This window comes from Actinomycetes bacterium, from assembly GCA_036000965.1.
GTDB lineage: Bacteria > Actinomycetota > CALGFH01 > CALGFH01 > CALGFH01 > DASYUT01.
In genome coordinates this window covers 1-21,798 of sequence record DASYUT010000179.1, presented here as the reverse complement: position 1 = coordinate 21,798, position 21,798 = coordinate 1, and the positions used below count along the sequence as shown (strand labels likewise).

18 protein-coding genes and 4 pseudogenes are annotated in these 21,798 nt (G+C 70.9%); 8 read left to right on the top strand and 14 right to left on the bottom strand.

The annotated features are described in order from the left end of the window. Positions 1 to 20: 20 nt before the first annotated feature. From VG276_16355 to VG276_16340, 4 genes and pseudogenes are all read left to right on the top strand, one after another. Positions 21 to 1,186, top strand: a pseudogene (locus VG276_16355) (ISAzo13 family transposase). Between the two features lie 47 nt (positions 1,187 to 1,233). Continuing rightward, positions 1,234 to 2,455: pseudogene (locus VG276_16350) on the top strand (IS256 family transposase). A gap of 51 nt (positions 2,456 to 2,506) precedes the next feature. Further along, positions 2,507 to 2,968 (top strand): hypothetical protein, encoded by a 462-nt coding sequence (locus VG276_16345; GenBank protein HEV8650918.1) that lies wholly within the window; start codon positions 2,507 to 2,509, stop codon positions 2,966 to 2,968. Beyond that, positions 2,965 to 3,756, top strand: coding sequence for a TatD family hydrolase (locus tag VG276_16340; GenBank protein HEV8650917.1), 792 nt, complete (start codon positions 2,965 to 2,967; stop codon positions 3,754 to 3,756). The genes VG276_16345 and VG276_16340 overlap by 4 nt, the downstream gene beginning before the upstream one ends. 171 nt (positions 3,757 to 3,927) lie before the next feature. Here the strand turns inward: VG276_16340 and VG276_16335 are convergent, their stop codons facing one another. From VG276_16335 to VG276_16325, 3 genes are all read right to left on the bottom strand, one after another. Further along, positions 3,928 to 4,785 (bottom strand): hypothetical protein, encoded by an 858-nt coding sequence (locus VG276_16335; GenBank protein HEV8650916.1) that lies wholly within the window; start codon positions 4,783 to 4,785, stop codon positions 3,928 to 3,930. A 250-nt stretch (positions 4,786 to 5,035) separates the two neighbouring features. Next, entirely contained in the window at positions 5,036 to 5,311 is a 276-nt protein-coding gene (locus tag VG276_16330; GenBank protein HEV8650915.1) for a hypothetical protein, read from the bottom strand. 222 nt (positions 5,312 to 5,533) lie between these two features. Beyond that, entirely contained in the window at positions 5,534 to 5,866 is a 333-nt protein-coding gene (locus VG276_16325; protein HEV8650914.1) for a hypothetical protein, read from the bottom strand. A gap of 254 nt (positions 5,867 to 6,120) precedes the next feature. On the opposite strand from VG276_16325, the gene VG276_16320 reads away from it, so the two are divergent. After that, a complete protein-coding gene (locus tag VG276_16320; protein HEV8650913.1) occupies positions 6,121 to 6,357 on the top strand; it encodes a hypothetical protein in 237 nt (78 codons plus the stop codon). A gap of 102 nt (positions 6,358 to 6,459) precedes the next feature. On the opposite strand, the gene VG276_16315 is transcribed toward VG276_16320, so the two are convergent. Then, positions 6,460 to 6,684, bottom strand: coding sequence for a hypothetical protein (locus VG276_16315; protein ID HEV8650912.1), 225 nt, complete (start codon positions 6,682 to 6,684; stop codon positions 6,460 to 6,462). 185 nt (positions 6,685 to 6,869) lie between these two features. Continuing rightward, positions 6,870 to 8,003 (bottom strand): Gfo/Idh/MocA family oxidoreductase, encoded by a 1,134-nt coding sequence (locus VG276_16310; GenBank protein ID HEV8650911.1) that lies wholly within the window; start codon positions 8,001 to 8,003, stop codon positions 6,870 to 6,872. Positions 8,004 to 8,278: 275 nt separating this feature from the next. Here VG276_16310 and VG276_16305 point away from each other — a divergent pair, with 275 nt between their 5' ends. Then, entirely contained in the window at positions 8,279 to 8,737 is a 459-nt protein-coding gene (locus VG276_16305) for a nuclear transport factor 2 family protein (GenBank protein ID HEV8650910.1), read from the top strand. A 177-nt stretch (positions 8,738 to 8,914) separates the two neighbouring features. Here the strand turns inward: VG276_16305 and VG276_16300 are convergent. The 3 genes and pseudogenes from VG276_16300 to VG276_16290 form a co-directional block, all read right to left on the bottom strand. Continuing rightward, positions 8,915 to 9,207: pseudogene (locus tag VG276_16300) on the bottom strand (transposase). A gap of 3 nt (positions 9,208 to 9,210) precedes the next feature. Then, positions 9,211 to 10,025, bottom strand: a pseudogene (locus VG276_16295) (IS256 family transposase). Between the two features lie 447 nt (positions 10,026 to 10,472). Continuing rightward, complete coding sequence (locus VG276_16290) at positions 10,473 to 11,273, bottom strand: N-acetylmuramoyl-L-alanine amidase (protein HEV8650909.1); 801 nt, start codon at positions 11,271 to 11,273, stop codon at positions 10,473 to 10,475. A 710-nt stretch (positions 11,274 to 11,983) separates the two neighbouring features. Between VG276_16290 and VG276_16285 the strand changes: the two genes are divergently transcribed. Continuing rightward, positions 11,984 to 12,910: a TIGR03620 family F420-dependent LLM class oxidoreductase gene (locus VG276_16285; GenBank protein ID HEV8650908.1), complete on the top strand. Its 927-nt coding sequence runs from the start codon at positions 11,984 to 11,986 to the stop codon at positions 12,908 to 12,910. Between the two features lie 425 nt (positions 12,911 to 13,335). Here the strand turns inward: VG276_16285 and VG276_16280 are convergent, their stop codons facing one another. From VG276_16280 to VG276_16255, 6 genes are all read right to left on the bottom strand, one after another. Continuing rightward, positions 13,336 to 14,550, bottom strand: coding sequence for an adenylate/guanylate cyclase domain-containing protein (locus VG276_16280; protein ID HEV8650907.1), 1,215 nt, complete (start codon positions 14,548 to 14,550; stop codon positions 13,336 to 13,338). A gap of 56 nt (positions 14,551 to 14,606) precedes the next feature. Continuing rightward, positions 14,607 to 15,017, bottom strand: a complete 411-nt coding sequence (locus VG276_16275; GenBank protein HEV8650906.1) for a hypothetical protein — start codon at positions 15,015 to 15,017, stop codon at positions 14,607 to 14,609. A gap of 125 nt (positions 15,018 to 15,142) precedes the next feature. Beyond that, positions 15,143 to 15,373 (bottom strand): hypothetical protein, encoded by a 231-nt coding sequence (locus tag VG276_16270; protein ID HEV8650905.1) that lies wholly within the window; start codon positions 15,371 to 15,373, stop codon positions 15,143 to 15,145. Then, on the bottom strand, positions 15,370 to 15,783 hold the full coding sequence (locus tag VG276_16265; protein ID HEV8650904.1) for a DUF3291 domain-containing protein: 414 nt from the start codon (positions 15,781 to 15,783) through the stop codon (positions 15,370 to 15,372). The genes VG276_16270 and VG276_16265 overlap by 4 nt, the downstream gene beginning before the upstream one ends. A gap of 13 nt (positions 15,784 to 15,796) precedes the next feature. Continuing rightward, positions 15,797 to 16,480 carry a hemerythrin domain-containing protein gene (locus VG276_16260; protein HEV8650903.1) on the bottom strand — a complete coding sequence of 228 codons (684 nt, stop codon included), beginning with the start codon at positions 16,478 to 16,480 and terminating at the stop codon, positions 15,797 to 15,799. A gap of 92 nt (positions 16,481 to 16,572) precedes the next feature. After that, positions 16,573 to 19,296 (bottom strand): AAA family ATPase, encoded by a 2,724-nt coding sequence (locus tag VG276_16255; protein HEV8650902.1) that lies wholly within the window; start codon positions 19,294 to 19,296, stop codon positions 16,573 to 16,575. A 164-nt stretch (positions 19,297 to 19,460) separates the two neighbouring features. On the opposite strand from VG276_16255, the gene VG276_16250 reads away from it, so the two are divergent. Continuing rightward, complete coding sequence (locus VG276_16250; GenBank protein ID HEV8650901.1) at positions 19,461 to 20,696, top strand: MFS transporter; 1,236 nt, start codon at positions 19,461 to 19,463, stop codon at positions 20,694 to 20,696. The last annotated feature ends 1,102 nt before the right edge of the window (positions 20,697 to 21,798 follow it).

The window sequence follows — 21,798 nt, the reverse complement described above, 5'->3', positions numbered from 1 at the left end:
TGGAGGTCACGGAGGCAGCGTTGGCGGCGGTGTTCACGGTGCTGTCGCCGCACCTGGATGAGCGCCAGCGACGCCTGCTGGCGGGGGCGCAGGCGCGGGTGTTGGGACGTGGTGGGATCGCGGTGGTCGCGCGCGCGGCCGGGCTGGCCCGGTCCACGGTGCAGGACGGGGCCAGGGAGGTTGACCGGGGTCCTGAGGTGATCGGGGGGGTCCGCCGGCCGGGGGCGGGACGCCCCAAGCTGGCCGAACAAGACCCTGCGTTGCTGGCCGCCTTGGATGTGCTGGTGGAGCCCGACACCCGGGGAGGTCCGATGTCGCCGTTGCGGTGGACGGCGAAGTCGACCCGGACGGTGGCCCGGGAACTGACCGCGCAGGGCCATCCGGTCAGCAGCCACACCGTCGGCGAGCTGCTGGCGGGGGTGGGCTCCTCGTTGCAGGCCACCTCCAAGCAGGTCGAAGGCGTCCAGCACCCCGACCGGGACGGCCAGTTCCGCTCCCTCAACGAGCAGGCCAACGCGCACCTGGCCGACAGCCAGCCGGTGATCAGCGTGGACACCAAGAAGCAGGAGGTCGTCGGCAACCTCGCCGACAAGGGCCGAGCATGGCAGCCCGAAGGCGCCCCGGCCCGGGTCGACGTGCACGACTTCCCCGACCCCAACGTCGGCAAGGCGGTCCCATTCGGGGTCGACGACCTGGGCACGGACGCCGGCTGGGTGAGCGTGGGGCCGACCATGACACCGCCGCGTTCGCGGTCGCCACGATCCGCCGCTGGTGGGAGCAGGTCGGCAAGGCCGCCTGCCCGCACGCTGACCGCCTGCTGACCACCGCCGACGCTGGCGGGTCCAACCGTCATCGCAGCCGCCTGTGGAAGGTCGAGCTCGGCCGGCTCGCCGCCGACACCGGCCTGGCGGTCACCGTCTGCCACTTCCCGCCAGGCGCCAGCAAGTGGAACCGGATCGAGCACCGCCTGTGCTCCCGCAGCGCGATGAACTGGCGAGGCCGCCCGCTGAGCAGCCACGAGACCGTCGTCGACCTGATCAGCGCGACCACCACCCGGACGGGTCTTACCGTCCGGGCCGGACTCGACCGCGGCGCCTACCCCACCGGGGTCAAGGTCGCCGGTGAGGACCTGGCCGCCGTGCCGCTCCGACGCCACGACGGGCACGGCGACTGGAACTACACCATCACCAACCAGACGACCCACCCAAGAGCCGCATAATTTCTACACGGGCCCTAACCCTCGCGGTCGCCGAGCTTGCCGGCGCCGCCCACCAGGGCCTGCTCGCCCTGGCGGTCGGCACGGGCCTGCAGGTACTCCAGGCCATGCTCGACCACGACGTCGCCCGGCTGGTCGGCGCCAAGGGCCGCCACAACCCCGACCGCACCGCCGTGCGGCACGGCACCCAGCCCGGCCAGGTGACCTTGGGCGGCCGTCGGGCGGATCCGCCGCCCGCGGGTCCGCGCCGCCGACGGCACCCGGGAGCTGCGGTTGCCGAGCTACCAGGCGTTCGCCGCCACCGACCTGCTGGGCCAGCTCGCGCTGGAACGCATGCTCGCCAAGCTCTCCTGCCGTCGCTACCCGGCCGGCCTGGAGCCGGTCGGCTCCCAGGTCGCCACGGCGACCGCTGGCACCTCCAGGTCGGCGGTCTCCCGCCGGTTCGTGGCCCAAACCGAGCACGCCCTGGCCCAGCTGCTCGCCCAGGATCTGGCCGGGCTGGAGTTGGTCGCGCTCATGGTCGATGGGATCCGGGTGGCCGAGCACACCTGCGTGGTCGCGTTGGGCGTCACCATCGACGGCACCAAGATCCCGCTCGCCCTTGCCGAGGGTGCGACCGAGAACGCCACCGTGGTCACCGGCCTGCTGGTTGGGCTGCGCGACCGCGGCTTGGACGTCACCCGGCCGATCCTGGTGGTCATCGATGGCGCCAAGGCGCTGCGCCGCGCGGTCTGTGACGTGTTCGACCATCCCGTCATCCAACGCTGCCAGCTCCACAAGCTCCGCAACGTCACCGACCGGCTGCCCGACGCGCTCGCCTCGACCGTCGCCAAGCGGATGCGCGCCGCCTACCACCTGGCTGACCCGCTGCTGGCCGAGGCCGAGCTGGAAGGCCTGGCCCGCTCCCTGGAGCGGTCCCATCCCGGCGCGGCTGCCTCGCTGCGGGAGGGACTGGCCGAGACGCTGACGATCACCCGGCTGGGCGTGCCGCCCACCCTGGCGAGGACCTTGCGCAGCACCAATTCGATCGAGTCGATGATCGAGATCTGCCGCGATCACGCCGCCAACGTCAAGCGCTGGCAGGACGGGCAGATGGTGCTGCGTTGGATCGCGGCGGGGATGGGTGAGGCCCGTAAGCAGTTCCGTCGGGTCAACGGGCACCTGCACCTGCCGGCGCTGCGGGCCGCGCTGGACGCCACGATCACTGCTGTCACACCGGGCAAGGAGGATGCCGCCTGATCACGCTGGGCCGCCACCGAAGTTCCACGGAACTCGGGACATCCTCCGGTTGTGAACCCTTACCGGCTTCAGACCAAGGGCGAGGTCCTGGCCGGATCCCGCAACCCCGGCCTGCTGCGACAGCTCGCACCGTTGAGCGTCTCGTGCGCCCACCCGGAGACCGCGCGGTATGTGCGGCGGCGCCAGGGCAACTGCGGCTACTGCTTCCCATGTCTGATTCGTCGTAGCGCGCTTGCGCACGTCGGCTGGGACGACGACCCCTACGCCTGGGACGTTCTGTCCGAGGACGGGCTGCTCAACCGCCGGACCCGGCGTGGGGCGGATCTCCGTGCTGTCATCGCCGGTGCGTTCGCCGATCGTCCAGATCGTGACGTGCTGCGCAACGGCCCCCTTCCTGCTGGCGAGCGCGAGGCGTTCCTGGGGGTGTGGCGTCGCGGCTTGGCCGAGCTCCGCAGGTGGTTGGCTACTGGTGCGCAGGGGGATCTGGCCACGCTGGTGGAGTCGCTCTCGTGACCGCGGTGCCACTGCTCGATACCCACTGCCATGTCGACGCCTACGACGACCCGATGTCGGTACTCGACGAGGCCTTGGCGGCGGGTGTGGACGTGGTTGCCGTCACCGAGGATCCCGGCCGGTATCGGCTGCTGCGGACACGGCTGGGGCGGCGACCGGGTGTGGAGGTGGCGCTCGGCGTGCACCCGCTGCGAGTCGCAGCGGGGTCCACGGCCGAGGTCGCCCGATTCAGGCGGCTGCTGCCACACACCGATTGGGTGGGAGAGGTAGGGTTGGACTTCTCTCGAGCCGGCGCGGCGACCCGCTACCAGCAGTTGCGGGTGTTCGACGCGCTGCTGGCTGAGACAAGGGCCTGGTCCTGGCCGCTCAGCGTCCACAGCCGCCGCGCCGAACGCGAGGTCGTCGACCGCCTCCTCGACGCGCGCGTGCGCGCGGTCCTGCACTGGTACACCGGCTCGCTGGCAGTCGCCGAGGACGCCCTGGCCGGTGGTCTGTGGTTTTCGATCAATCCCGCGATGGTCGCGTCCACGAGATCCGCTGCTCTGCTCGCACGCCTGCCCCCCGGCCGGGTCCTGCTCGAAACAGACGGGCCGTTCGCTCGGCAGAGCGGCCGTCCAGCCCGCCCCGTCGATTTGGTTCTGCTGGTTCGGCGGCTCGCTGAGTTGTGGAGGGTGCCCGTCGAGGAGGCGCGGGCGACGATCGTCGACAACCAGTCGCGGTTGCTGGCCCAGCCGTCACGCACCAACTCACCCGATGGGATCACGACAGGACCCCATCGGCCTGGTTGAAGGGCAAGCCCGGCAGACGCCTGAGAGGGGCCGCTACCCGTCCCTCGCTGCGTGGCCACCGCCGCCATCGGGGCGTTGGACGGTGAAGTCGTCGTCCACCGCAGCCGAGATCCTGTCGCCGGCGGCTAAGGCTCGGTCCAGCCTGCCTCAGGGCCGCCCTGGCCGTCGTGGTCAACTGCGTGCACGAGCCGATCGAGCCGGTCGCGGTAGCCCTCGACGGCGGCGAGCATGCCGGGCACCACCAGCAGGCCGAGCCCGGTAACGGCCAGCACCATGGGCAATTCCGCCTGGTTCGGAGACAGGCCGAGGTGACGGCCAGGTCCACCACATCGGATCGTCCTGGAGGCTGCGGAGGGTGTCGGGGGTGATCTGGGGCCATGCCGGCATCTGCGTATCGTCTCGCCCGCCGACCCGGGCCATCCCGACCAGCAGGGCGAGGGTCTGGAACGCCTGGGCCATGTAGACCGCGGCGACCGCCCGTTGCAGGTCGGTGAGGCTGGCACTCTCCAGTACCTCCCGAAGCCGGGCAAGGGACATTGCGGCGGCCGCCTGATCGGAGGCGTCGGTCCCGGCGAGTTGCGCCTCACGGTGCCCGGCCAGGACGGACGCCAGGTCGGCTTCGGGTAGCCACCCGGCGGTGGCCATCGCCTGCCGGAAGTCCTCCGGAGCGACTTCCCCACCGGCGATGGCTTGCAGAAGAGTCCGCATCGCGGCGCGCTCAGCCGCCCGGGAGGGTTCGAGGCGGGTGGGCTCGTCGAACAGGGCAGCAACCAGCTCCTGCCCGTCGACGGGTAGCCGTTCGCGACGGGCGACCCGCCTGGCGGCGTCATACCGCTGCTGCCAGCCGTCGTCGGTGTCGGGCGCATCACCGGCGAGTCGTTCGATGACCCTGTCGAGTTCGGTGGCGAACGCGGCCCGCACCTCGTCTTCGGCCGCCGGCAACCCGACCGCGAACCGCTCGATCACATGGCTGCCGACGAGTCTGCGCCCCTGCCGGGCGAGACGCGCAAGGACGCTCGCGCTGGCCACCGCGGTCTCGTCGAGTTCGGAGGCCGATCCACGGCCGCGACCCAGCCCACGCCGCCGGTTGCGGGGCAGCAGCCCGGCGGCCCTCCACCGCTCCAGTTGATACGGAGAGGCGTGCAGTCCTTGGCTGGCGAGCGCGGCGAGCAGCGCGACATCCGCTCGACTGGGTTGGGACCGCGACATCCAAGCAGTTTAGAACCCCGCGAAGTCTCAGCGGTCGCGGGATGGCCGCGATGGCGTAATCAGGGCAACGTCAGCCGCCCGGGCTGGCCGCCAGGAAGGAACAACATCGATGGAATGGGTACTCGGCGTCCGGCTGCCGCCGGTACCCGCTCACGATCTTGCGGCTGTCGCCCTGGTCGGTGTGCTCGGCCTGATCGTGATCGGGCTGGCCGTCTATGCGCTGGTCGCACGGTGCCTGCGTGACGCGCCACCGGCAGATCGGCCCGAGATCCTGCGGGCGCTTGCAGATCTCGTCGGCAGCCTCCGACGCGGAGAGCCCAGGCGCACCCTTGAACGGTGCGCACAACCGGTCAATCCTGCCAGAGCAGGTGACCGGGCTGACCAGGCGCCGTTATAGCTCGCGGAATCAGCGATGCTGCTGTGCGACCTTCCGCGCGAACTTGGTCCGCGCCCCACTGCCTCGCCGCGTTGTGCCGCGTTCCGGGGACTCGCTGGCGCGCGTCGCTACTCGCGGCTTGATCGCTGACAGCTCATACCGGTGGATGCCGCAGTCGGCTTGGCGCCGGGACTACAAGTCGACCCCGGCGATCAGCTTGGTGCGACCCTCCGCGAAGGCGCGGAGAAAGTACTGGAGCAGCCGCCCCTCGTTCAAGGAATGGGTCTTACCGCAGCGCCTGTGGCACTCGTAGATCCAGATGTCGTGCCCCTCTGGGCGCGACTCCGGCCGCCCGAAGGCTCCCTTCGCCCGGGTCACCGACGGCCGGGTGATCCCGCCGGGAACGGGATTGCCCTTGTCGTCGGCCACCATCATCGACGGGCCGAACGCCGAACCGGGTCGGGAGCTACTCGGCAAGTTGGATACCAGACTGTAACTGTCATGGTGCAGGTCGTGGGCGATCACGATCTCATCGAGCAGCCGCTGGCTGGGGCAGTGGCCGCACCGGACCTGCAGACGAAAGCCGGCCCGATAGGGCGGTTCTAGACGCTGGCGAAGGTCCTGAAGCTCCTCCCTCGAGAAGCGGCGGGCGCCACCGCGTTTCCTTTGTAGGCGCATGGTTGGTACCGTATCAGGCAACCAGCAAGAGCCCGCGGGGCATCGCCCAACGAATCCCCCACCAGCCATTCTCGCAGGGATGGCCGGTGAGGTGTTGTTCGATGGGCGATCCCATCCGCAAGCCGGCCAAGACAACCCCAGCCAAGCAGGTCGGCACGTCCAGGGCCGCCCGGCGTCGGCCGACTGTTGACCACCTATTCCAACTCATCGACTACGCCGTGACTCGGCTGCTCGCCCTGGCCGTGATCATCGCGATCGCACGAGGGCGGGCCAGCGCGGAACTGGCGGCTGTGCTCTGGGCTGTGTACCACCTGCTCAAGATCACACGACGCCAGTAGCCTACCGATCTGATTGGCAAGCGTGCACCCCGGCCGGCACACCACCGGCCCGCGACGACCGTGGCCCCGGGAAGCCCCGGGGCCACGGTAGGTCGTCGCGGGTCAAGCCGCCTGGTCGTCGTTGATCGGCTCGACGTGCTCGGCGTAGGCGCCTTTCTCGTTGGCGTTGACGGTGAAGCCGAGGATGTCGCCGACCTTGCGTCCGTCCAGTTCTCTGAGAGGGACGTAGACGAGGTGGCGGTGTCCCAGCTCATCCTCGACACGGATCCAGCCGTTGGGCTTGTCGGCCGGCAGGCTCACCAGGGGGCCGTCGGCGGGTTCGCCCACGAGCAGGACGGCGGCCGCACCACTCCCCCCGGAGGCGCGAGCCGCGCGGCTACTCGAGATAGTCGCGCACTACAAGCGCCTGAGCGCTCTGCAACCCCGCACGTCGCGCAGGTCACAGCCGAGTGTCAGGGCCGCAATATCCTGGCTTGAAGGTCAGCCGGGGATCCGCCGGTTGCGTTGCTTGGTCATAGCTCGGGCAGATCGGGGAACCAGTCGTCGGCCGCGTGGATTGGGCGGACGTCTGGTCGGCGCAGGTCGGGGACCTCCACTGGGACGCTCCCGTCCAGGCTGGAGCGCATCGCCTGGATCCCGATGATGGACAGCTCGACTCCCAGGTAGACATCCTGGTCGGGTGCCACCTCGTGCCGGACCGCGCTGGCGAAGTCTCGCAGCATCAGTGTCTCGGCCACGCCGTCGCCCATCGGGTCGGCGGTGGTGGCGGGAAACTCCGGCGGCCAGGGCAGGAAGACCTCCTCGGCCCGTCCATCCTTGCCGTCAACGGCGTCCCAGACCACGCGGAGGTTGCGGGTGTCGCCGTGGCGGAGGTTCTCCATTAAGCCGTTGTCGCCGTGGATTCGGACCCACGACTGCTGGCCGGCCTCAAGGAAGCCGTGCAGCGCCTTGAACATCGCCCCGTTGTCGAGCCGCACGATCAGCAGGGCCGCCCATCCTCGGCCCCGGCGGGCGCGATCCAGCGCCTCGGGCCCGCTGGCGGTGGGCACCACAAAGCCGCTCACCTGCACCGGCCGGGTCCCAGTGATGGTGGCGACTGGGGCCAGGGAGTGAGTGCAGTAGTAGGTGGCGGGCGTGCGGGCACGCCAGTGAGCTCGGTCGTTGACGAACCAGGCCAGGTCGGCTGGCTCGTCCAGGTACTCAGCCTCGGCGTAGCGGACCTCGCCGATGTCGCCGGCTTGGTAGCGGTGCCGCATCTCTCTGGTGAAGGGCATGTAAGGGTAGTTCTCGGCGAACATGTAGATGCCGCTGGACCGCTCGGCCGCCTCGACCAGGGCGACGCCTTCTGCGAGCGTCCGGCAGGCGGCCGTCTCTGACAGGACGCTCAAGCCCCGGTCAAGGGCGCGGATCGCGACCGGGGCGTGCTGGTCGAAGTCGTTGACCAGGATGACGGCGTCCATGGCGTGGTCCAGGAACGGCTCAACGTCGGCGTAGGCTGCGGCGCCCAACGCCTTGGCAGCCTCCTCGCGGCGCCGAACGTCCCGCTCGCACACCGCCACCACCTGCATCCCCGCAGCCTGGGCGAGGCGAGCTAGAGCGGCGCCGCGACGCAGCCCGAGTACACCGACTCGAACGGCCCTGCCCATCCATCGCTCCTTTGCGCCGACGACGCGACCGCCCGAGCCTGATGGCCGTATGCCACCTGGGCAACCGCTTTCCTGCGACTCCGGGTGCTCCCCGATGCAGCATGGGGAATGGCACTTTTACGGCACCACCCTGAGTAGCAACCAGGGCAGGCTCAGACTGCCGCCGGAGGCGGCGCGGGCCGCAGGGCCGCCCAGGATCGCGGCCGGGCCGGATGGATCAATCGCGCGAAGCGCATCCTTGCGGCGCGGCCGCTCCGCTCCCCCGAGGGGGGCCCGTGCAGGCCGCCACCCGCACGATCGCTCCTCTGGACTGCTACGATCCGACCGTGGACCGGGCCGGGCTGCGGGCGTGGATCGAGCGGTACGAGCGGGCGTGGCGGACGGCGGGCACGGAGCTCCTCACGGAGCTGTTCGCAGTCGAGGCGACCTACCAGACGGCGCCGTATGAGGCGCCGTTCCGCGGCCTGCCGGCGATCGCCGCGATGTGGGAGGCCGGCCGGGATGGCCCGGATGAGGTCTTCACCATGCGCAGTGAGGTCGTCGCGGTGGAGGGTGACACCGGGGTGGCGCGGGTGGAGGTGCGCTACGGCGACCCGGTGGGCCAGCAGTACCGCGACCTGTGGGTGGTCCGCTTCGACGGCGCCGGCCGGTGCATCGCCTTCGAGGAGTGGCCGTTCTGGCCGAGGGGCGCCCCGGGGGGCTGGCACGAGGGTCCGCAGCCGGCACACACCTGATCGTGCCGTATCACCCTGAGGAGCGAGGCGGCCGGCATGAGTTTGCCGCCGGAGGCGGCGCGGGCTGACGGTCCGCCGGGATCGCGGGCGCGACGAATCAAAAAAGGCTCTTCTGACAGATCCGTGGGTCCGGTTGTGCGCGTCCGGGTAGATCCGGGCACAGCACGCCGACGCTCAGATGGCCAGGCCGATCAGCGCGTCAGGGGAGCGGAACCCGAACGCCATCCGGGTCAGCACGCGCAGCTTGGTGTTGACCGACTCCACCCGCGCGTTCGACAGCCCGTGCAGCAGCGCGCCGCGACGATCCCGGCCCGATGTGCGGTGACCGTCCGGGCAAGCTTGGTGAACGCGGGGATGCGGCAGCGGCGCGCCCAGGAAAGCCACGCGTCCAGCAGCGCCACGGCGTGCGGGCCCTTGACGCGGACCACCAGCCGCAGCTCTTCCTTGAGCAGGTACGCCCGGTACAGCGGCCGGACATTCCGGACCTTGTGGACCCAGCATCGCTGCTCACGGGTGGCGGGAAGACCTCCCGCAGCGCCCGCCACAGCCCCAGCGCGCCGTCGCCGACCCCCACCACCGGCGCACCCATGCCGCGGCGGCGCAGGTCGCGCAGCAGCTCGGCCCACGCGTCGGTCGACTCCCGCTCGCCGTCGGCCACAGCGACCAGCTCTTTGCGCCCGTCGGCGCGGACCCCGACGATCACCAGGCAGCACAGCCGCCCCTGCTCGCCCAGGCGGATGGTGAAGTGGATCCCATCCGCCCAGCAGGACACGTCGTCCACCTCCGACAGGTCCCGCTGGGCGAACGCCGCCCGTTCGGCCTGCCACTGGGCGGTGAGCCGGGTGACCACCGAGGCCGACAGCCCCGCCGCGGCGCCAAAGAGCCCCTCCAGCGCCGGGACGAAGTCGGAGCTGGACAGCCCGTGCAGGTACCGCAGCGGCAGCACCTCGGCGACCTTCGGCGAGCGCCGGCACCAGCGGGGCAGGATCACGCTCTGGAACTGCGCCCGCTCGCCTGTGGCGGGGTCCACCCGGCGGTCGTCGACGCGGGGGCGGGCGACCTCGACCTGCCCGGCCCCGGTCGCAAGCTGCCGCGCTGGGGCATGGCCGTTGCGCCGCACCAGCCGGTGCCCGTGGGTGTCGGTCAGCTCGGCGTGGGCGGTGATGGAGGCGTCGATCTCGGCCTCCAGCGCCACAGCCAGCATCCTGCGGGCACCTTCGCGGAGCAGTTCGTCCAGGTCCAGCGCGAGCTCGGCGCGTGCCTGCTCGTCAGCAACGACACGCAGCATGCGGCGTTCGGTCCTCGCCGGCGTTCACCGCGCCGACGTCCTTCCGATGGGTCAGGGTGGAAGGTACGCCGCGTTCTCATGCCAGGGGCTCATCCACAGTTTTCGACGATATCTCCGTCGTTGACCGCGCAAGGCAACCCCGGGCGGCCAGAGCACCAGATCCAAATCTGGTGCTCTGCGATCCAAGGCAGGGCCGGGACTGTGGACAGGTTCACTCTGCCGCATGCCGAAGGCGGCGCGGTGTCGACTGTCGCCGAGAGCACAACCCCGGTACCAGCTACACGGGTCAGGATCTCATGACGCCCAGACCGCCAGATCCGTAGGCGCTGAGCGCGGCGGACAGGTCAACTCCAGTCGAATCGGACCTGCTCAGGTTGGGCGTGTTGTTGGCTCTGCCCAGCGTCTCCGAGGAAGCTCGGTGTGCTCCTCGGTCTGCGGTTACGTGGGTTACGTGCCGATACGCTGCTCGATGGTGGCGAGCCTCTGCTCTATCTTCTTGAGCCTGTCGAGCGTCTCCCGCTGCCGGCTCGCGAAGTCCTCGACGGTCTTCTCCAGGCCCGGGGTGCCGAACACGACCAAGTCCTGCTTCATCGTCTTCAAGAAGGTCATGATCTCGTCTGCGTTGGCCATCGACAGCTCCTCCTCACTGACGCCTGGGGCCTCGGACGGCGGGCTGAAGGCCACGCCGAGGAACCCGCACAGCGGCTCGCAGATCGCCTCCGCCACCGTCGCCGCGTAGCTCGGCTGGTCCAGGACGGCCTGGTCGGTGGTCGAGTCCACGAACGCGCATTCCGGGATGCACGCCGGCATCGTCGCCTCCCGGTTGAAATGCTCCCTGTCCCTGGCGACCACGCCACGGTTCCTGATGCCGAGTGCGCTGGCCATCGCGGCGGCCATCGCCTTGGCGAGCTGCTTGTTGGCCGCCGACGCCCGGTCGTTGACGACCACCTCCGACCCGGTACCACGATGGTCCTCGGTCGCGTTGTGGTGGACCTCGACCGCATAGTCCGCGCCGGAGGCGTTGGCCGCTTTGGTCGACCCGATGAAGTTGGGGTCGTGGTTGCCGCCGCCGTCCTCGAGGACCACCTCGACGCCGCAGCGTCGCAGCGCGGCGGCGAGCGCGTTGGCGACCTTGGTGTTGAAGTCGTGCTCGACGAACTGCTTCCCACCGGCGTGGCCGACCGCTCCAGGATCGAATACGCCGTCCGGCTTGCGCCCATGGCCGGGCGCCACGAACACCTTCGGCATGTGCCGTCCCTCCTCCCGGCAGGCGACCGCAGCTCCCGGCCGCGACCTCGTCGCCGCGCTCGCCCTGGCCATGGCGTTCGCCGACACAAGACCGCCTCAACCAGACCTGCCGCGAGGCATACACCCTGGCAGCCGCTCGCGGAAGGGCGGGTTGGGAACCTCAAGTGGTTGCGCGCGTATTGATGGTCCTCCTTTCTGCGGCCATCAGGCCGATCAAGGCGGTGTGCCGGCTTGCCAGGACTTGAACCTGGGACCTCATCCTTATCAGCGAGTTGGGGGTAAGCGCCATGCGCACCAGCGTCTTCGCAGGTCGCGCGGGAGCGTCAGCGGCGAAGTTAATTAAACGTCTCCATATACGCGAGTCTGCCACACCCCCATGACGCCCGCGGCGGATTTGACAGCTCTACGAACCCCTGGCTTCCTCCGTGCGAGTAAGGACCGGCCCACCGCTGTGCCGACCTGCGTTTTCCCAGCTCGATCGAGACCGTCAGGGCCGAAGTAAGGTGTTCTGACGGAGGGCCTTGGGAGACCGAGAACTTGCACGGCCAGCCTCGCTGTCCAAGGTTGTCCCGACCGTCTCGTTCTCGGCGCGGCAACGGTCTGCGCCAGCCGACGCGCTGCCATGGCGATGGTTCCTGTCGGAGCGGAACCCCGTTCTGAGACAATCGCGCGCATCGGGTTCAAAGCGGCGTCACGGGAGGGGGCCGACCATGGACCGGGAGGGCCAGACCACGACCGAGGGACGGGCGCTTGCGGAGCAGTTTGGTCGCGTTGGGCTGTGGACCAGGCAGCTGGACATCCAGCCTGCCGAGCGCGTCCGGACGGTGATCGCTGAGCTGGAGGAGCTGGGCTGGGGCTCGCTGTGGTTCTGGGAGGTGTTCGGCCGGGAGGCCTTGACCAACGCGGGCCTGCTGCTGTGTGCCACCCAGCGGATGGTGATCGCAACCGGCATCGCCAACATCTGGGCGCGTGACCCGGTCGCCATGGCGGCCGCGCAGCGGACCCTCACCGAGGCCTACCCGGGCCGCTTCGTGCTCGGCGTCGGCGTCAGCCACGCCCCGATCGTCGACGCCCGCGGCCATCGCTACCAGCGGCCGCTGGACAAGATGCGGGCCTACCTTGACGCCATGGACGCCGCCCCGTGGCAGGGGCCGCCGCTGCCGGAGGCGCCGGCGCGGGTGCTGGCCGCCCTCGGCCCCCGCATGCTCGAGCTCGCCGCGGAGCGGGCCGCCGGCGCCCTGCTGTACAACACCCCGCCGGAGGCCACCGCCTCGGCGCGCTCGGTGCTCGGGCCCGGGCCGCTGCTCGCGGTCGAGCAGGCGGTCCTGCTGGAGGAGGACCCGGCCGAGGCGCGCCGGGTCGCCCGCGACTTCATCGCCTTCTACCTGTCGCTGCCGAACTACACGGGGGCATGGGACCGGGCCGGGCTCGGGCCGAAGGAGCGCGTCGAGGGGGGCAGCGACCGGATGGTGGATACGGTGGTCGCCTGGGGCGGCCCGGAGGTGATCGCGGAGCGGGTCCGCGCCCACCTGGATGCCGGCGCCGACCACGTCTGCCTGCAGGTCCTCGATCCCGACCCCAACGGCCTGCCCATGGCCGGCTGGAGGGCGCTCGCCCCGGCGCTGCTCGGGCGCTGAGGCCGAGCAGAACGCCGGTCAAGGACGCGCTGGCGATTTCGTCGACTCGACGCGGCAACGGGCTGACAGTTTGAGAGGGACCAGCCCGGGGTTGGCTGGAGCCCATCCTTACCATGAATCTTGCAGCCCACCGCTGTGCGAACCTGCGTTTCTGCAGCTCACTCGCGACCGTACATCGTGAATTAATGTGCTCTTCCTTCGGCGAAGCGCGATGAGCCGATCTCTGCGCGCAGGAATGCCGCAACCATGTCGTCCTCAGTGGCCGGAGCAACAACCTGCATGCCAGCTCGCCGCCTGTCCTCCGGGGTGTCTTCGCGTTCGCTACTGCGAGATGCTCGACCACACCAGCCATACCGTCAAACCACTTCAGGGACGCACTACCAGGGTTCTCGATGAGAAGACCGCACACCAGCCAACTTGGACAGCTATTCAGTTGGAACGGCGGCGTGCAGCGTGACCGGGGTCGTCACGCCTTTGAGGGCGATCGGGCCGATCGGCTGGTAGCGCACCCCGTGCGGGCCGTTGGTCGCGGTCACCACCGAGTCGCTGACCAGGACCTCGCCTGGGCGGGCGTAGTCGGTGATCCTGGCCGCCACGTTGACGGTCCTGCCGAAGTAGTCGCCGTCCTGGAACACGACCGGGCCGCTGTTCACACCCATGCGGGCGCGGGGCAGGCCCTGGTCTGGGATCTGCTTGACCAGCTCCAGCCCTGCCAGAACCGCCTGGGCCGGGTCAGGGAAGTAGAACATCACCCCGTCGCCGAGCAGCTTGACGGGATGTCCGCCGTACTGGTGCGCCACCGTGGAGACAAGCTCGACCAGCCGAGCGGCCAGGTCGGCGGCGGCCCGGTCGCCGCGCTCCTCGGTGAGGGTGGTGTAGCCAGTCAGGTCAAGGAAGGCGATCGCCGGGGGCCGCGCTGGCCGGCGTTGCCCAAGCCCCGCCTGCTCCAGGCTGTTCTCGGTGTTGAGCACGATCGACTCGATGACGTAGTGCTCCAGGTGCCGGCGGTACAGCAGCAGCACGGTGCGTTCCAGCGCGGGCAGCAGGGGGGCGGCAGCCGCGGTGATGGCATCGGCACGAACCTGCTGCTCGGAGGCGCCCGCGGCGGCCAGCGGCTCCTGGATGCGGGTCCGAAACAGCCGGATCTGGGATTCGGCCAAGCGCCGCAGGCTCTCCCCAAGCTGTCTGGCGATGCCAAGGGTGACGGTCTCGTCGTGCTCGAAGGCCGAGTAGCCCAGCACCGCCAGGCGCAACAGCTCGGCATCGTCGGCTCGAAGCGGCTGCTCCGGTTCGGGCCGGGCGAGCTCCCAGGCCGCATACAGGCGGGCGACGAGGCTGTGCGGTAACTCCAGCTCGACGGCGGCCTGCTGGAAGGTCGTGGTGACCTGGGGTGTCGGATCCGGGAACAGCACCTGGGCCCAGCCCAACGAGTAGGCGCCGGCGGCAATCAGCTGGCCGATCTGCGCTGGGGCGATGCCAGCCCGATCCAGCGCTTGGATGATCCGGACCCGCTGAATATCCGCCGGGTGGAACATCCCAGCGGCGTCCGGGCTGAGGATGCCCAGGTCGACCAGCCGCAGAAGCCGCTGCACGTTGACTCCCGAGCGCTCGGCAAGCTCTCGCATGGGCAACCCGGTCATCGGCAGCATCGTAGCGCCGCTACCATGCCGGTGATCCAGCGGTGCATCGCCCGGGATCACGCTTGGAGCAGGCCGACGCCCAGGGTCACCACCCCGACCGCCAGCGACAGGCCGCCGAGGTAGATCAGGCCGATGAGCCCGTTGGGCCGTTCCGCCTTGGGGGAGACCACCGACAGGAAGAAGCCGAGCGACACCAGGATCGGCGCCGCCAACAGCGTCACCCGAACCAGCGTCTTCAAGCCGCCGGACAGCGGCGTCTGGTCGACGTAGAGCATGCCGACCAGCGCGAGCACGATCCACACACCGGGGTGGGCATGCCCGGCGCGGAACATGTTCTGCCGCAGGGGGTTGTCGAGGTAGCCGGGGATGCGGCGGGTCAGCATGGTCAGCAGCGAGCCGCCGCCGAACTCCACGGCGACCAGCAAGATGAGCAGGATCGCGGCGAAGATTCTGGATGCGGACGACATACGCTCCCTCCACAACACGGGATCATGGGCCTGATGACGAGGTATGGAATCGCCGTGCGGCCTGCTCAAGCTCATCCAGGCAGTCGGCGTCAGCAGCGGTAGGTGGTTGCTCGTTGGCACTTCCTTCACGGGGTTGAGCTTCCCTCCGACTCCTCGACCTGGAGGTCGTGGACGTGCAGGCGGTTCACCTCCAGCTCCTCGATCCGAAGGTGGCGGATGATGGCCCGACCGATGGCCAGCCGGCCGATCGCCAAGGCGCCGACGGCGCCCGCCCCAAGGGCCGCGGCTCCGACCGCGACTGCTCCAAGGCGAGCCGCCGGGAGCTGGACCGCTCGACGGGTGCTTGCGGCGCTCATGGCGCGCCCGGCCCCGGGGTCGCCGAGGAGCTCATGAGGCGCTCGATCGCCTCGTCCCAGGCTACGGGCAGGGCCGATCCCTTGACCGTCCAGAACGTGAACCGGGTCGGGCCCATCCTGGGGCGGAGTTTGCGGATGATGGCCAGGTGGGGCATGGCGCGGGCGAAGGCGTCGAGGTGGTCCTGGTCGGTCCAGGCCGAAAGGGTCCAGAACGTCTTCTTCATGGGCTGGGCGAGCAGGGTGTAGCCGACCAGCCCGTCGGTCCGCTCCAGCTGGCGGACCACCGACAGCGTGAGGCGGAGGAACCGGGGGACGGTGCGGCGCGACCGCAGCGGCAGCCGTGAGGCCATCACCAGGTAGCTCTGGTCGGGAGCGGCTTGGGTGACCGTCCGCCATGGCAGTGGGGGCATGGCAACCTCCGTCCTAGGAACGCGCCGGGTGAAAGGTCTGGCCGAGGGGGCGGACCAGGCGCTGGTAACGGGGCCGCAGGGCCAGGCGGTACAGGACCCGGAGCAGCAGTGGCTGCCCGCCCAGCAGCTCGGCGCGCTCGGTCGGCGAGGCGTGGTCGAGGACCCATGGGCCGGCGAAGACGAACGACCGCATGCCGACCAGCTTGAAGGCCGCCTTGTTGAGGTCGGCGTACTCAGTGGCGGTGAAGTGGGTCGAGTACCTGGGGAATGCGACGGCCTCCTCGTGCGTGGTGTGGGTGTCGACGATGGCCTTGAGGGCCACGGCGGCCTTGACGGCCTCTTCCCGTTCCCCTTCCCACTGGCCGCCGCCGGCGGCGCCGGCCAGCCCGCCCAGGCTCTCCCTGGCCACCTCGAGCCGGTCGGCCAGCACCTGGTGCTGGCCTTCCAGCTGGCCGTCGGCCTCGGCAAAGGACGGATCACGCTCCAGCAGCGCGGGGTAGACGACGGCCTCCTCGGCGTGGTGGTGGTCGTGGATGGCGCCTTCGTAGCGGGCATACCAGTCGGCCAGCGCCCGCAGCCGGGCGACGTCGGCCGGCTGGGCGGCGCTGACCAGCTCGGTGAGCCGGGCGGCGTCGGCGCGCATCGACCGGTGCTCCAGATAGCTGATCCGGAGATCCGGCTTGGTGGGGTCGTCCATGCTGCCTCCCTGGCGTCGCCCCCCGCTGTTCGGTCACCCGGAGGCTAGGCAAGTCGGCGTCGGCTCACACCGGCGAAATCACCGGGGTTGTGTCAGTCGAGCCGGAACTGTGCGAGCTGGGTGCGGGAGCTGATGCCGAGCTTGGCGAAGACGTTGCGGAGGTGGAAGTCGACCGTCCGGGGACTGAGGAACAGCTGGGCGGCGACCTCGCGGGTGGGCAGCCCGCGGGCGACGAAGCGGGCCACCTGGAGCTCCTGGGGGGTGAGCTGCCGGAGCGTCGATGGATCGCGCCGGCGCGTGGCCTGTCCGCTGGCTCGTAGCTCCAGGCGCGCCCGCTCGGCCCAGGGCGCCGCACCCAGGCCCTCGAACGTGTCGAGGGCGGCCTGGAGATGGGCGCGGGCGTCGACCCGGCGCCGGGCCCGGCGCAGCAGCTCGCCGTAGGCCAGCTCGACGCGGGCCCGTTCGAACGGGCGCCTTGCCCGCTGGTGGTGATCGAGCGCCTCCTCGAACCGGCCCTCGGCCACGTGGCCGTCGGAGAGCAGGCCGCGGGCGTGGGCCGTCCTCGCCTGCGCCCACGGAGCGGCGGTGTGGGTGGCGGAGGCCTCCAGGGCGCCGAGCCATTCGAGCGCGCTATTGCGCCGGCCGGCGTGGACGGCCGCCTCGACGCCGTCCAGCGCGGCCATGGTCACGACCACCGGATGGCTGAGGTCCCCGAGCAAGGTGCCCGCCGAGGCCGGCCGGGCCGTTGCCGCCTTCTGGACCGCCCGGGCCCACCCGACGACGTCGTTGACCGCGCCCTGGAAGACGCCGAGGGAATGCGCTGCCGCCACCTGCTCGGTCTCGCCGACCCGAGACCAGAAGCCGTCCTCGTCGCCCTGCAGCGCCGCCAGCAGGGTCAGCCAGGCCAGCGGGAGGGCGGACAGCGCCCGCTGGCCGGTCCCCGACGCCAGCCGGACGGCTTCGGCGGCGCTGGCGGCCGCGGCGGTCCAGCGGCCGGTGAGCAGTTCGGCCTGGGCCAGCCGCGGCAGCGCGAACAGCAGCTCGGCGACCTTCCCTCCGGCCCGCGCCGCCGCCGCCACCCGGACGTTGAGCTGGTAGGCGGCAGCGTCGTCGCCGACGTAGAACGCGTGGTGGGCGGCCAACGACAACAGGTCGGGATCCTCGAGGCGCCGGGCCAGCTCGATGGTCCCGGTGAGCAGGCGGACGGCCGCCGCCGGGTCGCCGTCCAGATAGCGGAGGAACCCGGCGATCAGGTCGGCGAAGTAGCGGTCGTACGAGTCGTGGGCTGGTCCGAGGCGGGCCGCGACCCGGCCCAGTTCGGCGCCGGCGTCCTGGTCGGACTCCAGCCACGCCGCCTCGGCGCCGCCGGCAAGGATCCTGCGGGCCTGGCCGGGGTCGACCGGCGCGACGTCCAGGGCCGCCTGGATCAGGATCCGTTGGGCGACGGCCACCGAGCCGACGCTGATCTCGTACCAGCCTCGCAGCCGGCCGACGTCGGCGCGGAGCAGCGGCTCGGACGCCAGCGGCCGGGCCGCCTGGAGCAGCCCGGCGGTCCGGCTGAGCTGGCCGGCCAGCCAGGCGTTCTCGGCCGCCGCGACCAGCCGCCGCCCTCGCGCCGCCGGGTCGGCGGAGAGCGCGGCCGCACGCTCCAGCGCCGCGCACGCCGCCTCGAAGCCGCCCCGCCCGCGGGCCCGCTCGGCCGCCGCGTCCAGTTCACGTACCACGCGCTCGTCCGGCTCGACCGCCGACGCCGCCAGGTGCCAGGCCCGGCGGTCGGCGTCTCCTTCGCGGCCGAGCACCTCGGCGAGCGCTCGATGCGCCTCCCGGCGCTGGCTCGTGGTCGCTCCCTGGTAGACCGCCGACCGGACGAGGGGATGGCGGAAGTCGAGCTCTCCGGCCCGGACCCGGACCAGCCCGCCCGCCTCGGCGGCGTCGAGCGCCGCCGCTCCGGCGCCCAGCGCCGCCGCCGCCGCAGTCACAGTGGCCTGCCGGCCGGTGTCCTCGGCTGCGGCGACCAGCAGGAACGCCTGGGTGTCGGTGGGAAGGCGGCGCACCGGCTCCAGGAACGCGCGCTCGACGCCGTCGGTCAGCGGCAGCCGGAGCGGGAGCGGCTCCTTCCCGGACAGCTGCCCCGACGTCAGGACCGAAGGCAGCTCGATCAAGGCCAGCGGGTTGCCGCCGGTCTCCTCGACCAGCCGGTCGCGCACCTCCGGGGCGACCGACACCGGTGCGCGCGCGGCGAGCAGGGCAGCCACGGCGACCCGATCCAGACCGCCGACCTCCAGCTCGGGAAGCCCGGCGGCGTCGAAGCGACGGGGATCTCCGTCCCGCGCGGCGAACAGCAGCACGACGCCTTCCGCCTCCAGCCGCCTGGCGACGAAGACCAGGGCGTTGGTTGACGCCTCGTCGAGCCAGTGGGCGTCGTCGACGACACCGAGCACGGGTTGCCGCTCGGCCGCCTCGGCGAGCATGCTCAGGACGGCGACAGAGACGAGGAACCGGTCATCGCCCCTCCCCTGCTCGAGGCCGAAGGCGGCCCGCAGCGCCGTGGCCTGGGGCGGGGGAAGACCCTCGAGCTGGCCCAGTGCCGGCCGTAGCAGCTGGTGCAGGCCGGCGAACGCGAGCTCGGCCTCCGATTCGATCCCGCGCGCCTCCAAGACCTGCATGTCCGAGGCCTGCGCGACCGCGTCCTGCAGCAGCGCCGACTTTCCCGCACCGGCCTGGCCGCGCAGGACGAGCACGCCGCTCCGGGAGTCCCGGGCGGCGTCCAGGAGTGCGGTCATAGCCGACCGCTCGGCGTCCCTGCCGTAGAGCATCGCCAGTCAAGGGTGCGAAGGCCCGCCCGGGCCCGACTTCCCCTCCCTCCTCTCTCGCTCACGCGCCTGATTGTTTCGCATCTGGCCGCTTGCCAGGGAGGCTGCGAGAATCAATCGTCGTCGCGTCGCCCGTGTCCAGCCCTCCAACCGCACCGGAGTCGCTCGTGACCAAGGGCGCCCGATATCGCCTGCTTGCCGTGGTGTACGGCAGCCAGTTCGTTCCGCTGGCCTTCTTCCTCTACGGGCTGACCGCCGTGCTCCGCGAGCAGGGGGTGGCGTTGGAGCGGATCGCGCTCGTCCAGTTGTTCGCGCTGGTCTGGGTGGTGAAGTTCGCCTGGGCGCCCCTGGTCGACCGCTGCGGCTGGCGACGGCTCGGCCACTACCGTAGCTGGCTGCTGATCGTCCAGGCACTCCTGGCCATAGCAGTCCTCGCGCTCATTCCCCTTGACGTTGACCAGGAGCTGCCGCTGGTGCTCGGGCTCGTCGGTGCCATCGCGGTACTCTCGGCCACCCATGACATCGCCGCCGACGCCACCGCGGTCCGCCTGCTCGAACCGTCCGAGCGCGGCGTCGGCAACGGCATCCAGAAGGCCGGCGGCTACTTCGGCCTGATGGTGGGCGGCGGGGGCATGCTGATCGTCTACGACCGGCTCGGGTGGGGTGTCGCGCTAGCCGTCGTGGCGGCGCTCACTGCGCTGCCGCTGCCGGTGCTGCTGCGCTGGCGGGAGCGCGAGGTGATCCCGGCCGCCGCCCCGCGGCCGAGGGGGTCGTTCCGGGCGCTGGGCAGCTTCTTCCGCCAGCCCAGCGCGGCGCGATGGGCGCTGATCGTCCTGCCCCTGTACTACCTCGGCATCGCCACGGCCTACCCCCTGGTGACGCCGATGCTGGTCGACGCCGGCTGGCCGCTGGACCGGATCGGCGCCGTCTCGGTCGTGGGTGGCGGGACCGCGGCGGTCCTGGCTTCGCTTGGGAGCGGGGCGCTGGTGACCCACCTCGGCCGCCGACCCGCGCTGGTCGCCTTCGGCCTGCTCCAGGTCGCCGCGATCATCTCCCTGCTCCCGGTGGCGGGGGGCGATGGTGGCACGCTGACCGGGCTCGCTTCGGTGGCGCTGCTGAACGTCGCCTACGCGACCGCCGGCACGGCGGTCTACACGATCAACATGGACTGGAGCCGGGCCGGGTCAGCGGGAAGCGACTACACCGTGCAGGACAGCTTGGTCCATCTCTACTCCCAGCTCGCGGGGGCCACCGCCCTAGGGCTGGCAGGCGCCCTCGGCTACCCGTGGATGCTCGGCCTGTCGGTCGTCCTCGGGTCGGCCGGCGTCGCCGCTGCGGCCTGGCTCTTCCACCAACCGTCCGCCCCGTCGCCGCGGGTTGAAGCGGCGCAGCGCTCGGCGTGAACGCTACGCCACCTCAACGGCCTCAGTTGCGCGCTCGCCTTCGTCGTCCTGCGCCGACCGACGCCAGCCCTGATAGCCGCTCACAGCTCGCCACCAGCCGCGTCACGTATCGCCATAACGGATGGCAGTCACCGGCCCGCTCTACTCTCAACCCGTCATTCTCCGAGGACAGCAGTGCGCCGAGGCGCGGCCCGTACGGCTGAGCGACACCGAGCAGCCGCCTGGTGCTGCGGTGCTGAGGGTCGCGCTGGCACGTGGCCTCACCGCCGAGCCGTCATAGGTTCCGAGCGCCGCTGGCCCCACAGGAGCGACGGTTCGGCGTCCCAGCGGACGGTCGATGTCGTGGTGGTGGTCCAGGATGTCCAGCTGCTTGCATGCCGTTCGTCGCCTTGCCTCCGTCCGCGCGTCCGGTGTGCGGGCGTCGGTGCCCGCGCGTCCTGCGCCGCTGTCGCCGTGTCGCAGCGCGGGGTTGGTGGATCGCAGCAGCGCGGCGGGCGACCGCGTGGCTGGGAGGGCCGGGTGGCTGGGAGGGCCGGTTCGACATGATCACCCTGCTTGGAGGGCGGCTCGGTCGTCTGCCCGCTCCGCGCCGACGGCCCCCCGGGGGGCCATCGCTCGCCGTGGCCGTCGTCGCCACAGCCGCGTGATCAGCCTGTTTGGGCGTCGCCAGCCGGGCGCGCCGGCTCACCAGCGGTGCTGCCCGTCTGCTGCCCGAGGACCCCGAACCAGGCACCTGAAGCAAGGAGCCGGGTCCGTAGACCCGGCCTGACCTGCAATGATGCGTGGTGGGCGCGACAGGGTTTGAACCTGTGACCTCTTCCGTGTCAGGGATAATCTGGCGAATTTTCTAGCCGCAGCGGAGCGGTGTAACGCGTTATGACCTGCGGATTTGTTGACCGCTGGTGACCGGTAGTGTCTCCTTGTTTCCGCTGGTCCGCGGCCCAAATGCGGCCCAACCGCTTTCGGACCCACCTGAAATGGCCCTCCCGATCAACCACTCTCCGTAGCCAATCCCAATCGCATCACGCTCAGCAATCCATCAACCCGATCCGCCACCAGCCCTCCAAGCCACCCCAACCTCATAACGCATTCCAACCCCACC